16 protein-coding genes and 2 riboswitches are annotated in these 15,576 nt (G+C 42.6%); of the genes, 3 read left to right on the forward strand and 13 right to left on the reverse strand.

What is annotated here, in order from left to right:
* Window positions 1-279: 279 nt before the first annotated feature.
* On the forward strand, window positions 280-1,638 hold the full coding sequence (gene mgtE, locus ACHUFV_RS18225) for a magnesium transporter (protein WP_394236635.1): 1,359 nt from the start codon (window positions 280-282) through the stop codon (window positions 1,636-1,638).
* A gap of 143 nt (window positions 1,639-1,781) precedes the next feature.
* Here mgtE and ACHUFV_RS18230 read toward each other — a convergent pair whose 3' ends face one another.
* The 13 genes from ACHUFV_RS18230 to ACHUFV_RS18290 form a co-directional block, all read right to left on the reverse strand.
* A complete protein-coding gene (locus ACHUFV_RS18230) occupies window positions 1,782-2,318 on the reverse strand; it encodes a cob(I)yrinic acid a,c-diamide adenosyltransferase (RefSeq protein WP_394236637.1) in 537 nt (178 codons plus the stop codon).
* A 17-nt stretch (window positions 2,319-2,335) separates the two neighbouring features.
* A complete protein-coding gene (gene cobA / locus ACHUFV_RS18235) occupies window positions 2,336-3,112 on the reverse strand; it encodes a uroporphyrinogen-III C-methyltransferase (protein ID WP_394236639.1) in 777 nt (258 codons plus the stop codon).
* Between the two features lie 14 nt (window positions 3,113-3,126).
* Complete coding sequence (locus ACHUFV_RS18240) at window positions 3,127-4,512, reverse strand: cobyrinate a,c-diamide synthase (RefSeq protein WP_394236641.1); 1,386 nt, start codon at window positions 4,510-4,512, stop codon at window positions 3,127-3,129.
* Window positions 4,509-5,648, reverse strand: a complete 1,140-nt coding sequence (locus tag ACHUFV_RS18245) for a cobalt-precorrin 5A hydrolase (RefSeq protein WP_394236643.1) — start codon at window positions 5,646-5,648, stop codon at window positions 4,509-4,511. Before ACHUFV_RS18245 ends, ACHUFV_RS18240 begins: the two co-directional genes overlap by 4 nt.
* Window positions 5,648-6,424 carry a precorrin-4 C(11)-methyltransferase gene (gene cobM, locus ACHUFV_RS18250; protein WP_394236645.1) on the reverse strand — a complete coding sequence of 259 codons (777 nt, stop codon included), beginning with the start codon at window positions 6,422-6,424 and terminating at the stop codon, window positions 5,648-5,650. Before cobM ends, ACHUFV_RS18245 begins: the two co-directional genes overlap by 1 nt.
* A complete protein-coding gene (gene cobI / locus ACHUFV_RS18255) occupies window positions 6,421-7,128 on the reverse strand; it encodes a precorrin-2 C(20)-methyltransferase (protein WP_394236647.1) in 708 nt (235 codons plus the stop codon). Before cobI ends, cobM begins: the two co-directional genes overlap by 4 nt.
* The gene (gene cbiE, locus ACHUFV_RS18260) at window positions 7,121-8,326 is read right to left on the reverse strand and encodes a precorrin-6y C5,15-methyltransferase (decarboxylating) subunit CbiE (protein WP_394236648.1); all 1,206 of its coding nucleotides are present in this window, start codon (window positions 8,324-8,326) and stop codon (window positions 7,121-7,123) included. The genes cobI and cbiE overlap by 8 nt, the downstream gene beginning before the upstream one ends.
* A complete protein-coding gene (locus ACHUFV_RS18265) occupies window positions 8,298-9,422 on the reverse strand; it encodes a cobalt-precorrin-5B (C(1))-methyltransferase (RefSeq protein WP_394236650.1) in 1,125 nt (374 codons plus the stop codon). The genes cbiE and ACHUFV_RS18265 overlap by 29 nt, the downstream gene beginning before the upstream one ends.
* Before the next feature lie 2 nt (window positions 9,423-9,424).
* Window positions 9,425-10,075: a precorrin-8X methylmutase gene (locus tag ACHUFV_RS18270; RefSeq protein ID WP_394236652.1), complete on the reverse strand. Its 651-nt coding sequence runs from the start codon at window positions 10,073-10,075 to the stop codon at window positions 9,425-9,427.
* Window positions 10,076-10,178: 103 nt separating this feature from the next.
* Window positions 10,179-10,943 (reverse strand): precorrin-6A reductase, encoded by a 765-nt coding sequence (gene cobK / locus ACHUFV_RS18275; protein WP_394236654.1) that lies wholly within the window; start codon window positions 10,941-10,943, stop codon window positions 10,179-10,181.
* Window positions 10,943-11,875: a sirohydrochlorin chelatase gene (locus ACHUFV_RS18280; protein ID WP_394236656.1), complete on the reverse strand. Its 933-nt coding sequence runs from the start codon at window positions 11,873-11,875 to the stop codon at window positions 10,943-10,945. Before ACHUFV_RS18280 ends, cobK begins: the two co-directional genes overlap by 1 nt.
* A 19-nt stretch (window positions 11,876-11,894) precedes the next feature.
* Complete coding sequence (gene cobJ / locus ACHUFV_RS18285) at window positions 11,895-13,532, reverse strand: precorrin-3B C(17)-methyltransferase (RefSeq protein ID WP_394236657.1); 1,638 nt, start codon at window positions 13,530-13,532, stop codon at window positions 11,895-11,897.
* A gap of 14 nt (window positions 13,533-13,546) precedes the next feature.
* Complete coding sequence (locus ACHUFV_RS18290; protein WP_394236659.1) at window positions 13,547-13,924, reverse strand: (2Fe-2S) ferredoxin domain-containing protein; 378 nt, start codon at window positions 13,922-13,924, stop codon at window positions 13,547-13,549.
* A gap of 145 nt (window positions 13,925-14,069) precedes the next feature.
* Window positions 14,070-14,253, reverse strand: a riboswitch (cobalamin riboswitch).
* Between the two features lie 205 nt (window positions 14,254-14,458).
* Window positions 14,459-14,643, forward strand: a riboswitch (cobalamin riboswitch).
* A 29-nt stretch (window positions 14,644-14,672) separates the two neighbouring features.
* Between ACHUFV_RS18290 and ACHUFV_RS18295 the strand changes: the two genes are divergently transcribed.
* Both ACHUFV_RS18295 and ACHUFV_RS18300 read left to right on the forward strand, forming a co-directional pair.
* Window positions 14,673-14,846, forward strand: coding sequence for a hypothetical protein (locus tag ACHUFV_RS18295; RefSeq protein ID WP_394236661.1), 174 nt, complete (start codon window positions 14,673-14,675; stop codon window positions 14,844-14,846).
* A complete protein-coding gene (locus tag ACHUFV_RS18300; protein ID WP_394236663.1) occupies window positions 14,833-15,576 on the forward strand; it encodes an energy-coupling factor ABC transporter permease in 744 nt (247 codons plus the stop codon). Before ACHUFV_RS18295 ends, ACHUFV_RS18300 begins: the two co-directional genes overlap by 14 nt.

Raw genomic sequence — 15,576 nt, forward strand, 5'->3', positions numbered from 1 at the left:
AGAAAATGTATGTTCTAAAAATGGACAAGACTACTAATGGTACTCCACTATTTTTATCAGATGTCCGTTTCACGATACACCATAAAAACAGTAGATTTCCTGCAAAGACCTATTCGCCCTTTACCTTAGACATGCATATCATATAGTATTATCCCTTAAGGAATTAACCATTTTGCACAATGTTTTCGAAAGTTTCATTTCAAATCATAGAATTTTTTCATTATAATAATCATGCATGACTAAATAAAGAACTTTTCCGGTGGAAGGAGAGTGAGACATTTGATTCAAAATATGACTGAAGACCAAATCACACTTTATATTATTAAAGCCTTAAAAGAAAATAAACAAAAAGAGTTGGATGCTATTCTAGATGAATTGCAGCCCTATGATATAGCTCAAATCTATGCCGACCTACCGGAAAAGCATCGAACCCGTTTTTTGGTACATTTAAAAATCGACCTTCTAGCCGATTTAATCCAGGAATTAGATAGTGATGAACAATTTAAAGTTCTGAATAAGCTGGGGATTGAGAGAAAAAGCCAGGTTCTCGATGAAATGGATAATGATGACTTAGCATCACTCTTAGATGATTTATCCCCTGAGAAAATGGCCTCTTTGCTTGCTGGTATGAAAATAGAGGAATCTAAGATTGTTCAGAATATCATGAATTATCCTCCTGAAACAGCCGGCCGTTTAATGACAAACCGATTTGTTTGGATTCGTGATTATTATACGGTAAGGGATGCAGTCGATAAATTAAAGTCCTTTGCGGATTTTGCCGAAACCATTAATTATTTGTATGTAGTGGATAACCTTCGTAAGCTCGTTGGCGTTGTATCCTACCGGGACTTACTGATTGCTGATGCCAATGAAAGAATTAGCAACATTATGTATGCACGTGTTATCTCCGTGTCCGATACAATGGACCAGGAGGAAGTTGCCCGCATCATTGAACGCTATGACTTTCTTGCTATTCCTGTTGTAAACGAAGAAAATGTCTTAATGGGGATTGTCACCGTAGACGATATCATCGACGTTTTCATCAGAGAAGCGAATGAAGACATCGAAAAGCTTTCTGCCTCAGGTAAAGCGATTGACTTTGATACAAAGGCTATTATTGCAGCCTATCGCCGGCTTCCATGGCTTATCTTACTTTTGTTTATTGGTCTTATTTCAGGAAGCATCATCAGTGGATATGAAAATACCCTACATCAGGTTGTAGCACTGACCTACTTTATGCCTATGATTTCAGGTATGACCGGTAATACTGGGACACAGTCACTTGCTGTCGTTGTTCGCGGTCTTGCTGTCAATGATCTTGATAAGAAATCAATACTCAATTTAATCATGCGGGAATGCGGCGTCGGCATGATTATTGGCGTAACCTGCGGCATATTAATTTCCATTATCGCCTATGTCTGGCTTGGCAATCCAATGCTTGGCGTCGTTGTGGGCGCATCTCTCCTGTTAACCTTAATTATTGGCACACTAGCTGGGACGATTATCCCTATTTTTCTATATCGGATAAAAATTGACCCTGCAGTTGCATCCGGACCACTAATCACTACGTTAAATGATATCTTTTCATTAATTATTTACTTTGGAATCGCAACAGCATTCATGAGCTATTTATTGTAAAAAACGAAAAGCGGAAGGCCCCCGCCTATCGGCGACAAGCATAAGACGAGCCGATATCGCCTGGAGCTAGACAAACTAAAGGTGTCAGGCACCAGAAAAGGACAAATGATTCGCATTTGTCTTTTTCTGGTGCCTGACACCGATCAAAATTCCAAACCTTTTACTGCTGGAATCCCTCTTTCATAGTAATGTTTTGTGGCTTCAATGGTTGAGACAAGGTCAGCGAGCTCCATTAGTTCCTTTCCTGCCTGTCTGCCTGTTACGACAAGATGCATATGTGAGGGGCGATTTTGAATAGCCTCTATCACTTCCTGCATCGGTAGGACATCGTCAATTGGAAACTTGGCAATGGATAGGGCATTGTTCAATTCATCCAATACAAGTAAATCGATATCCTTATCATTCAAAGCCCCTTTCGCTATTTCCCATGCCTGCTTGAGTGCAGCACGGTGTTCCTCAGGGGTTTTGGTCCAAGTAAACCCTACACCCAGCTGCTCCATCTCTACACCTAATTTTTTCAAAGCTAACGCTTCCCCATATGTTCGTTCTTTGGATTTAATAAATTGTAAGTACCTTACATTTAAACCTCTACCGACAGCTCTGAGCGTAACACCAAGAGACGCAGTTGTCTTTCCTTTTCCCTCACCAGTATAGATGAGAAATAAACCTTTACGATCCACTTACTCCACCTCTCCTATTATCCAGTTACACGTTCGACCTCTATCATTTTTTCATACCACTTTATCTTCTCACGCAGTTGAACCACTTCACCTACCAAGACCATAGCAGGGTTTTGAATTTGCTCTGCCTTCACCTTATCTTGAATGTTTTCAAGATCCCCGGTGATTGTTCTTTGCTTTTCCGTTGTGCCCCATTCAATAATGGCGACCGGCGTTTTTACATATCGTCCGTGGGTGATTAATTGCTTACAAATATAGTCTAGATTGCTTACACCCATGTAAAAAGCAATTGTATCAATTCCTTGGGCAAGTGCCGGCCAATTCAAATAATCCTTTCCCCTAAGATCGCTGCCATGCCCAGTTACAATTGCAAAGCTGGAGGCATACTCACGATGTGTCACAGGTATACCTGCATAAGCAGGCGCTGCAATACCTGCTGTAACGCCGGGAACAATTTCATATTCAATCCCATGTTCACGAAGAATCTCTGCTTCCTCCCCAACGCGGCCGAACACACAAGGATCCCCGCCTTTTAAACGGGTTACCATTTTCCCATCCAATGACTTGTCCACTAAAAGGGTATGGATTTCTTCTTGAATCAATTGGTGCTTCCCCGGTGATTTTCCGCAATAGATCAACTCTGCTTCAGGCTTTGCATATTCTAACAGCTTCGGATTCACAAGCCTGTCATAGGCGATCACATCCGCCTTTTGTATGCATTCAAGTCCATATACTGTTAACAGCTTTGGGTCACCCGGTCCTGCTCCGACTAAATAGACTTTTCCTGGTTTCATTCGCAATTCCCCTTTTAAAAAATTCTCTCTGCCTTTTGCTTATAGTTGACGCATTTCTTTACCCAACGCTCGGCAAGCTCTGGATTTGAAGCAAAATGAAAGTGAGTATAGCCGGCAACAAGGCTGCCCTGCAAGAATCCTTCCTTCTTTGGTCCAAATCGACCTTTTGTTTCATACGCAAATGGAAGTTCTTCTTCCTCTTCAAATATTGAATAATGAAATTCATGCCCCTTTGCCTGCTGATTCTCACCAATTAGGAAGTTATCTTTTCTGCCGGTTATTTCCCGATAGCCTAAAGCTGCAAGCTTTTGCTGCATCCGCACCTTCCCCGGGATAATACCTACCATAGGATGCTGCGCACCAGATGTAAGAACGATTGCCTCGGTTAAATACATAAATCCGCCGCATTCCGCCAATGTTGGGATGCCGCCCAAGACTGCCTTAAGTATAGAAGCCTTGGAAACCTCATTTCCTCCAAGGTCCGCCGCAAACTCCTCCGGGAAGCCGCCACCAAGATACAATCCGCTTGCCACGGCAGGTACCTCCTCATTATTTAAAGGAGAAAAATAAACCAGCTTTGCCCCATATGCTTCAAGCAGTTCAAGATTTTCCTGATAGTAAAAATTGAAGGCAGCATCCTTAGCAACCGCAATTGTAACCTCTTGCTTCTTATGCTGCTCAAAAAGATTAGTAGATTGATTCGTTAATTCTGTTGTTTCAGCTAACACATATAGCCGTTCGACATCAATTGTTTCAGAGATTAGGTCTGCTAACCTCTCAAAAAAAGGACGTAACTCTCCTCTTTCAATAGCAGGCACTAAGCCTAAATGGCGGCTAGGAATATCAATCCCCTGTTCCCGCTTTAAATACCCGATGACCGGTACATGGCACTCCTGCTCGATGGCCGCTTTTACAATTTCAAAATGCCCTGCACTGCCAACTTGATTCGCAATGACCCCGACAATATTTGGTCCACTGTCCAATGCTTGAAATCCTTTTACAATGGCTGCCGCACTGCGAGCCATGCTGGCACAATTGACAATAAGCAGCACCGGACTATCTGTAATTATGCTGATTTCAGCTGTTGAACCTTTATTCTTTAAAGGACTTTTTCCATCAAAGAAACCCATTACACCTTCAATAATACTAATGTCAGCACCTTTACCTGCATATGCAGCGATATCGCGCACCAGTTGATGTTCAAACATCCAGCTGTCCAGATTCCGTGAGATTCTCCCAGTAACGGCAGTATGATAAGAAGGGTCTATATAATCAGGACCACACTTAAAGCCTTGCACCGTATAGCCTTTCTGCTTCAAAGCTGCCATTATACCAATCGTAATCGTTGTTTTGCCGACCCCACTTCCGGTCCCGGCAATAACTAATCTTCTTTGGCTCACAAGCGGCCCTCCTTTGGAAAAGGAATGATGCCAACTGATATTGTCACATTACCTGATTTTTTCTTAACGAGCGCAAGCTTCTCAGCTCCTGTATAGAGTCGAACAGCCGGTTCACTGACTCCATAGGCACCTGTGTACTTATATACCGTCTTAGAGGGAGCCTCAATTACTGCCATATTAAGCTCTCCCGGTGAATAACAGATAAAATCCCAGCCATATTTTTCCACCACTTCAAGTAGCCCGGCTTCATCCTTTTTCAAATCAATCGTACAAATTGCCTTTACACTTTTAATTGAAATAGTAAGTTCCAGAAGTGTATCCTGAATCACACTCTCGATTTCCTCGGGACTTGTTCCACGGTTACAGCCCATCCCAATAACAACCGACTTTGGACGAAAAACGATTCCGTTTTCTAGAATGATTTCCTCATCTTGCTGAAGCAACCGGTGCGTCACAATTAAAGCAGCATTCGGTTTAGCCTGGATTGCTTCTTTAATAGAAGGATAGCGTACAATATTCTTTGGAATAGGTATATCGTATAGCCACCAATTAGGCTCACCCGATTCTTGAACAACCGCCACATGCTCTTCGTTTACAACTGATGCACTGACCGGAGTTAACTTATCAGGGGAATCCCATATCCAGCCAAAGTGTGCACCAAACAAATCGACCGGAATGGTTTTTTGCACATCCGATGCCGTTGTAATAATCGGTCTTGCCTCAAGGGCTGCTGCGACTTGACGGGTTAATTCATTCGCGCCTCCTAAATGACCTGATAGGACACTGATGACATTTTCACCCCGGTCATCAATGACAACAACAGCAGGATCTGTTTTCTTATCCTTTAAAATTGGGGCAATCATTCGCACCACTGCACCTAGAGAGATAATCATAATAATGCCTTTATATTGTTGAAAAAGTGTCGGCAAAAGTATCCGGACACTTCCTGAGAACAGCTGAATACCCTTTGCTTCCTCATCGCCTTTTTCGAACTTGCTCATATAGTACAAGTCCGTTTGGGAAAATAATTTATGTAAACGGCGGGATAACTCGACGCCATGCTTCGTAATCGCTACTAGTGCATAGGGATTATTTTGAATAATGGGTGCAAGTTCTCCCTCCTTCAATTCAATCATCATGGTTTCACACCTTTGCGGAATCCGTGCGTAAAGCTTGCATCATACAACTTGGAACGGTACTCATCCCTTTCATGGATGTTTGGGTCCAACGCCCAGCCAGCCAAAATCATGGCATGCTTCCGAATTCCGTTAGCTCTCATATCTTCATCAAGATTAGCCAATGTTGTCCGGATAATTTTTTGATCCGGCCACGATGCCCGTTGAATGACAGCAACCGGTGTTTCATCCTTCCAGCCGGCAGCCTGCAGCTCTTTGACGATTTTCTTTGTTAATGTCGCACTTAAAAACAAGGCTATCGTACAATGGTGGCTTGCCAAATCACGTAATTTTTCAAATTCAGGTACTGGCGTTCTGCCTTCTGCTCTCGTTAAAATAAGCGTTTGTGTTAAGTCTGGAATCGTCAGCTCAGCGCCAATGGCAGCAGCAGAAGCAAATACCGAACTGACACCTGGTATGACTTCACAGCCGATCCCTTCCTTCTTCAACAATGCCATTTGTTCCATAATCGCTCCGTACATGGAAGGATCCCCAGTATGGATGCGTGCAACCATTTTACCTGCCTTTACCCGTTCGACCATCACCGTAACAATTTCCTCTAAGTTCATTCCAGCTGTCTTCAGCACCTCTGCTTCTGGCTTCGCCTTTGCTATCAGTTCCTCATTTACTAATGAATCCGTATATAATATGACATCAGCCTTTTGCAGAATGTTCAATCCTTTGACTGTAATCAAATCCGGATCGCCCGGTCCCGCTCCGACAATATAGATTTTCACTTTCTCACCACCATCAATGTTAAATATTCAAGCTCAACATCCCCCAGCTCGCTGACCTTCCAAATCACTTCTTCCTCCGACGTAACCTTTGTAACAACCGATGCTCTATCTAATAGATTTAAATCTTTTAAAACAGTAATCATTAGATCCATAACTTTCGCAACCTTAATAAACACGACTGCATCATGTTCTTCAATTGCTTTTTTCATTGCAGCGTAATCGTCTCGGGCAGGGACTATGGCGACCTGGTCATCCCCATCTGCTAGTGCTATCCCCAGTCTTGAGGCGGAGCCGTTAAAGGATGAAATACCCGGTACTGACTTAATTTCAACCTCTGGGTGCAATTCCTTCATTAATTTCATCATATGTATAAAGGTACTGTATAAAAGCGGGTCCCCTTCCGTTACAAACGCTACATCTTTGCCTTCTTTTAATCTCTGCCATACCTCATCGACCATAAGATTCCACTCACGATCAAGAATCGTTTGATCCTTTGTCATCGGAAAAACAAGTCCCAGCATTTCCTTTTCTTCAGGACGAATATATACTTCAACAATCCGATGAGCGTAGCTCTTGCTTCCCTTTCGTTTTCTCGGATAAGCAATAACAGGTGACTCTTGAATAACGCGGAACGCTTTCACTGTAATTAATTCTGGATCTCCCGGACCGACGCCAAGACCATATAATGTACCAAGATTACTCATTTGCCTCTTCCTTTCGTTCAGCTGTAATGATATAGATTGGATTGAGCGGGACAAAGCGATTCATCCCCAATATCGGTTTGCTTCTTGAGATTTGGGCATGCATTATAGAAGTTTGATAGCCTGCTTGCGCAAAGGCCTCATTCGCCCTGTATAGATTTTCAATCGTTGCCGCATTAAGAACAATACGTCCGCCCTTTTTTAGACGCTTACCGCAGACTTTAATTAAATCGACCATTTCTCCGCCGGTTCCGCCGATAAAAATAGCATCAGGGTCAGGGAAGCTTTCTAGACCATCAGGTGCTTTTCCATGGATGGCTGTGATATCCGCACGAAACTTTCGTTGATTCTGAAAGCAGTTTTCTAAATCAGGCTCATTTTTTTCAATCGCAAAAACCTGACCCTCCGGAGCCAGTCTTGCCGCTTCAATGGCTATCGAGCCGGTACAGGTTCCTATATCCCAAATCGTGCTATCCTTTTGCAGCTTCAATGCATAAAGACTTAACACCCTGATTTCCTTTTTAGTAATCAAGCCCTTATCAGGTTTACGCTGTGAGAATTCTTCATCCTCAATCCCAAGCGGCCAGCTTGGTCCTTCAGCAATCCTTTTCAAAATCACCACATTTAATGGTGAAAACTCATGCTGACGCATTTCCTCTAGTTCGTACCAGCCTGTTTTCTCGCCTTCCCCTTCTAGATTTTCGGCAACAAACGCACGATATTCCGTCATCCCGAAGGAAAGGAGATAGTCAGCAATTCGACTTGGGTTGTTTTCGGTATCTGTAAGCAACGCTATTTTTCTTTTCCCATCAATCCGCTGTGCCAAGCCTTTCATGCTTCGTCCATGGACACTGACAACAAAAGCATCCTGCCAGCTCTCTCCCATTTTGGCAAAAGCTAGCTGAATGGAGCTCACATAGGGATATACTTCAATATTTATTTTTTTAGCAAGATAGCTTCCAATTCCGAAAAACAACGGATCACCTGAAGCCAGTACAACAGTTGGACGGGTTTCCTTTTGCAGCTTCTCTGCTATTGCCTGTATACCGCCTTTTATGACAACCTTTTCTCCCTGATAGTCGGGAAAATATGATAACACTCTTTCACCGCCAACAAGTACTTCACTTTCTTCAATCCATTGAATGTACTGTGGCAGCAGGCTTTCTTTTCCGTTATCCCCGATTCCAATTAACTTCACCATTTGAGTCAATTCCAACAGCCCTTCCTAGTAATTGTCCTTTAAGTGTATAAATGGTTGTTTCTATCTTGACCCCACCCTTGATATGCTTGAATGATTGTTGACAGCAGGCTTCACATAGTTTATTGAAAAATTCATGATGGTTCGCCTCAGCCATCATCTCACCGACTTGCGATGCAGTATTGGCCCGTGTGATTTCAATAATGAGTTCTTCTGGTGCACCTGCACATCTGGCAATTTCAGCAAGAAAATCAAAATCAACAGATGAGCCTTTGGAATGGACCATCATGGCTCCTTGAGCAAGCTTCGAAAACTTCCCCATCATGCCGACGAGCGAAACCTTTTCTATTCCCTGTTTTTTGCATTGCTTTAAGGAAAAGCCGACAAAGTCGCCCATCTCAATAAATGCTTCCTCAGGTAATTCAGGAAACTGCTGCATAGCATATTTTTCACTGCGCCCGCCTGTCGTTAAGACGAGATGGTCACAGCCGCATGCCTTTGCGACGCTGATAGCTTCAACGATGCTTGCCATATAAGCTGAACTGGAAAAAGGAACAACAATTCCTCTTGTTCCAAGTATTGAAATCCCACCAATAATTCCAAGGCGTCCATTTAATGTTTTTTTTGCAATTTCTTCCCCGTCTGGTACGGAAATGATGACCTTCACACCTCTATCAATCTCGAATTCTTGTAATGTCTCTTGAATAACCGTCATCAGCATTTTCCGGGGAACAGGGTTAATCGCTGCTTCACCGACAGGAACTGGCAGACCCGGTTTCGTTACTCTGCCGACACCAATCCCCCCATCTAGGATAATGCCCGATGAATCCGTCCAGCTGACGGTAGACACAATCCGTGCCTTATGAGTTGCATCCGGATCATCACCAGCATCCTTTATCGTCTCCACGCTAACAGTATTGTCACCTATCTCACAATTTTCCATTGTAAAAGTTGCGTCACGTCCAACAGGTAAGTGAATGGTCGCTTCCTCTTGTGCTTCACCTGTTATTAAGGCAATTAAAGCAGCCTTTGTTGCAGCAGTAGAACAGGCACCTGTTGTATAGCCTTGACGCATTTGAGATGGGTCCTTTTTTTCCATGATTATTTCTGATCCGCTAAAAGAGAAATCGCATTTAACGCTGCAACAGTAACAGTGCTTCCGCCTTTCCGGCCAACATTTGTGATAAATGGAACTTCAGTTATTTTCGCTAATTCCTCTTTGGACTCAGCGGCAGAAACAAAGCCGACCGGCATCCCAATGATTAAATCAGGCTTAGCGATTCCTTCCTTAATCAGGCGAATCAGCTCTAAAAGTGCTGTAGGCGCGTTGCCAATTGCATATATACCGCCTTCATTTTCACTAACTGCCTTCTGCATCGAAATGATGGCTCTTGTTTGATTCAACCGTTTTGCTTCAATGGAAACATCCTCGTCAGAAATATAGCAATGCACATCACCGCCATATTTTTGGAACCGAGCTTTTCCTGTTCCACTTTCAATCATTTGCACATCAGCAATAACATGACGCCCTTTACGAATGGCCTCCACTCCTGCACGAATGGCATCCTTATGAATAATGACACTTCTCCCCAATTCAAAATCAGCTGAAGCATGAATAATCCGTCTGACAATCTTCCATTCGTCCTCTGAAAAGTCATGTGGTCCCATTTCTTCTGCTATAATCGAAAAACTATAGTCGTAAATCTTGTCCGGATCAATTGTTAAAGGTTTGAATTCTGTTTTAAAATCCATTGTTATTCCTCCTGAATTTAAATTTTTTGGTTTGTTAACCATGTTTATTGATTTCCGTTCCAGGCACTTCAATCAACATGCAAACGGAAATTAATCCTGTCCTCTAACACAGACATTTATTTAATTCGGCAATTATCTGATCGAAGCTTGAAAACATAGTGGAGTAATTTACTTTTGGACGGGCGATCATAATCGTCTCGATTCCGCACTCTAAGGCGGCCGCTACCTTCTCATCAACAGAGCCGACTTTTCCGCTTTCCTTCGTAATCATCAGTGTGACCCCGTATTGTCGATATAGTGCTATATTTAATTCCTTTGAAAAAGGACCCTGTATGGCAACAATGTCCTTTTGTTCAACCCCAAGCGCTGCACATTTCTCCATATTATCAATCCTCGGTAGCATTCTTACGATCATTCTTGTATTTGGCAGACCAACTAATTCCTTTGCAAAAACCTCCAGTGTTTTACTTCCGGTCGTGAGCATTATGACACCCTTTATCCTTGCCGCAAGCCTTGCTGCTTCAGCATAATCAGATACCACTGTTAAATTGGGATGCCGGAATCTTTGACTTTCACGCTCATACCGGATATACGGCACATCTGCTTCCTTTGCACCCTGCAAAGCATTTTTTGAAGCTTCTTCTGCAAATGGATGACTAGCGTCTACAACTGCCTGAAATCCTTTTTCCTTAATCAATGCTGTCATATCGGCTGAAGTTAACCTGCCAACCTGTGCAGGAACCCCCGCTTCCTCCAGGCTTTTAGCTGCTGATTCTGTCACAACCGTTGCAAGGACCCGAAGCCCGGCTTTCTGTATTTCCAACGCTAATTCCCTGGCATCGCTTGTACCGGCAAGAAACAGAATCATTAGGATACCTCCACGGAGTGCACTATTTGGTCACGGCCTTGCCCATGATCTTGGTCATCCTGGTGAACGTGGTGATGTGCATGATCATGTTGGTGATGATGATCGTGATGATGATGGTGTGCATGCCCATGTTTATCAGCATATAAAGCATAGTTTTCTATATCCTGATTTCCTGTTGACCTGCCTTCATCCGCTTCTTTAACACGTTCCTTTAAAATCGTTTGCAGCTTTTCGTGATAGCCAAAGTATTGAGCAATCGAAAACTCATGCTTCGAATACCTTTCCTTGTAACCTGCCAGCATGCCATTCATGCGTTCCATTAGAATCCCAGTGAACAGAAAGTATGGCAGCATCACTATTTTTTTTGCGCCAAGCTTAATACACCTTTCAATCCCTTCATCAACCAGCGGCGCTGTTACACCCATAAAGGCACTTTCAACCCATTTAACATTCAATTTTTCCCACAGCAGGCGTGTAATTTTATAAAAATCACTATTGGCATCCGGGTCACTTCCGCCCCGGCCAATTAATAAAATAGCAGTATCTGGATGCTCAACAGATGTGTCAAAGCCAATTTCCTCTAAACGATCGATTAATATGGAAAACACTTCAGGATGAACCCCTATCGTTTCACCATAGGTAAACTGTACTTCCGGATATTTACTTCCTGCCTCCATAATTTCTGCAGGGATATGGAGTTTTGAATGACCGGCATGCAGTAAAATAATTGGAATCACGGTAATTTCAGACGCTCCCTTTTTTACACACTGCTCAATCCCCTGCATGATGTTCGGAGAGGCAAATTCAAGAAAACAGGTTTCAATGATTAGGCCTTTATCCATCGTCGGAATCATTCTATCTACAAATCTACGAACCTCTTCATTTCCGGCTTCTAATCTACTTCCATGGCCTACAAATAATACAGCTTTCATGTACGACTCCTCCTTCAAATTAATCCCCGCAAGGTGCCGGCTCTATTTCAATAACCGGTGTAATATCCCGATAAGGATATCCTTGAATCTGTTTCACCCGCTTAAAATACTTAAACAATCGTTCATTTGGATGTGCATTCTCTTTATATTCTTCAACAATATTGGTAATAATACCGACAAGCGCTTCTGGTTCAATACCTTCCGCTACTGGCTGACCTGGATGTGCTGTCCGTCCAACAGGTTTTGCACCTAAGAACAAGTCAAATTTCCCTTTGCGGAACACAATACCGATATCCTCCATCACTGCACGATAACAAGCCATACCGCATCCATTAAAACCAATGTTCAGCTCCTTTGGCATTAGGCGGCCGCCAAGTATACGCTGCAGTTCATCCGCATAAGGAATCGGTTCAGCTTTTTCACCATCACAGAAATCACAGGCTTTGATTGATAAAACGTCCCCAACAGGAGAAAGAAGAAACCCTGCCTCCTGCAGCTGTGAAGTAATAGTTTCCGGTTCCGAGGTTGGAATCTTCAGTACTATTTTGTGATTTGGAGTGTACTCCATTCTGCCCTTTTCTCCGACTACTTCTGCAAGAGTAATCATTTGCTTTGATGTAAATTCCTTATTGGCAACACCCGGGCTGACCGCTAATTCAAACAAGGATTCAATTTTTTGTTGAACGATGGGAGCTGGCATGCTTATTTCTTGACCGGACACAATCGCTAAAGCTTTTCTTGCCATGTCTAGGGAGGTTTGCTTTTTTACTGGTGCTTTCGTAAGCACCCCAACAGCTCCGTCATTTGTTGTATGACTGCCTTCTTGATCTAAAGCCCAAGGCTCCGCCTCTTTTTGCAGCCGTTGATGCGGTTTTAAAGGCTGCTGTTCATCATTCAACGTATATTTTCTTTGATAGCCTCGAGGAGTAATCATTAGGTTGTCATACAAAAAGGTTGAAGAGTTCCCAATAATGACAGTTGTCAGCATGCCGATGTCATGGTTCAGCATCTCTGCTAAACTGGTAATCACAATCGATTGACGGTCGCGGTATGCACTTTTTACGAGCCCTACTGGAGTTTCCGGCGAGCGGTACTGCAGCAATATTTTTTGCGTTTCAATAATTTGTCTTGTTCTCCTCCCGCTGCGTGGATTGTAGAGGGCAATCACGAAATCTGCCTGTGCCGCAGCTTCAACCCTTTTTGCAATTAACTCCCACGGTGTTAGATGATCACTAAGACTAATCGTACAAGAATCATGCATAACTGGTGCTCCAAGCAGCGAAGCACAAGAGTTAATGGCCGATATTCCAGGTACAATTTCTACTTCAACTCCTGTTGCTTCCTTCCAGCCTTTTTCAATCAATACTTCATAAATTAGCCCAGCCATGCCGTAGACACCGGCATCTCCGCTCGAAATCACCGCTACCTTTTTGCCGCTCTCAGCCTGCTTTACCGCTTCTTGAGCACGGGAAACCTCCTCGGTCATTCCCGTACTCACGACCGTTTGTTCACCGAGAAAATGTTCAATCAATTCGACATATGTTTTGTAGCCAATGACTAAATCACTCTCTTGAATCGCTTCCACGGCACGTTGCGTTATATGTTTAAAATCCCCCGGCCCGAATCCAACCACAAATAATTTTCCCTTTTCCCTCATATCAAGCATCTCCTTTATTTTTTTACAGCAGAATCTTTTCGTATTCCTTCAGGAGGGGAAGCTGCTAAATTCGGCATCATTTCACCATTTACCCAATGGTAGATCTTATTGGATTCAATGCTATTCCCTTCTAAGTCACGAACAATTTGACGACCTATTTCCGGTGAATCGACCCGATACCAGTTTCCCTCAGGATAAGCAATCACCACACACGCATCCTGACATCTGCCGTTGCATCTTGTTCGAGTCGTATGAATCTGTCTATCTAAATCAAGTCTTGCAATTTCATCACGGACTGCCAATGTCACTTCTTCTCCGCCTTTTCTCATACAGCTGCTGCCATTGCAAATAAATAAATGAGTCCTTGTTCCTTCGAGATTCCAGGTTGTCATTGTTTTCCTCCTTATATAAAAAAGCACCTAAAAACAAAAAACCTTAACTCATAGAGTTAAGGTTTTTGAAGTTGATTAATTGCAAAAAAAGTCAGTAAATTAAACTTTACACATTTAACAGCCTCCACCTTTCCCTCCGAAAAGCATCGTACGACACTTAAGAGTAGGTCTCCTGGCTTCGCTTCATCTTACTCTTGTCCCTTCCCGGTTTGCACCAGTGGTTTTTGACAATTTCATCAGCGTTACAGTAGCGGGGGCTGCTCCGGATTTGCACCGGATTCCCTATTATCCCTTGTAATCTACTTGGGGCTCTTAAATGATTCATATTTAATTTTTGAGGTATTGCCTGTTACGGGGTTAAGCATATAACATATTTTAGAAATTTTAAATACCTAATTTTTTAACACAATCACAACTTACAATTTGGCTCTTTCTATAATAGGCATTATTCGGATAAAGTGTAAATAACTATTTTCATATTTTATTTTGCTAGAAGAATTACCCCTTGCATGATAAACTAGTTACGAATTTTAAAAATTTCATAAGCTTTATGGTGCATTATTTACATGCTTAAAAGGGAAGTCGGTTAAATTCCGACGCGGTCCCGCCACTGTAATGGGGAGCATAATTACTTTATTAAACCACTGTTATTTCCAATGGGAAGGTTGTAATTAGCGATTATCCAGAGCCAGGAGACCTGCCATATAGCGTTAATCAGTAACTACCTACGAGGATAGGAGGGACGCAATTGCAGGAGAGCATCCATTTATTCATGATGATGTATCTGTTAATTACGTACTTCTTTCACCTAGAAAGAAGTATTTTTTTTGATGTTTTTTTATTCAATACAATTGGGATTGGCGGGATTCCTTTTACTGAAACATATATTTTAAAGGAGAAGGAGAACGATGAAAAATTCTAGTTGGAAAGTCTTTTATTTTATTATTTTGCTGCTCATTGTCCCAAAGAAAGCAGCTGCTATGCATATCATGGAGGGATTCTTGCCAATAGAGTGGGCTCTCTTTTGGTGGGGCGTAACCACCCCCTTCCTCATTTTAGGCTTCAGATCCATTCAAAAAACCGTTCAAGAAAACCCTGAAACAAAAATGATTTTAGGACTGTCAGGAGCCTTTGCTTTTGTTCTTTCTGCTTTAAAAATTCCATCTGTAACAGGCAGCTCTTCACATCCAACCGGTGTGGGCTTAGGAACAATCCTATATGGTCCCTTTGCTATGACCATTATCGGTACGATCGTGTTATTATTTCAAGCATTACTCCTAGCACATGGAGGGCTAACAACACTTGGAGCCAATGCATTTTCTATGGCAGTTGTCGGTCCCATTATCACCTATGCGGTTTATAAAGGAACCCAAAAAATAGGTTGGTCACTTTCACTCTCAGTGTTTCTATCTGTTGCTCTAGGCAATTTAAGTACATATCTTATGACATCCTTACAGCTAGCATTGGCATTCCCTTCTGAGGTGGGTGGGATTATCGCGTCCTTCTCTAAATTTGCTGGTATTTTTGCCTTAACACAAATTCCACTTGCCATTAGCGAGGGTCTTTTAACAGTGATCGTTATTAATTTTCTCAGAAACCATAATTTAGATGATTTAAAAGCACTGCGCGTTTTTTCAAAGGAGGTCAACTAA

The sequence above is a fragment of the Niallia oryzisoli genome, from assembly GCF_043641075.1.
Lineage (GTDB): Bacteria > Bacillota > Bacilli > Bacillales > Cytobacillaceae > Bacillus_BD > Bacillus_BD oryzisoli_A.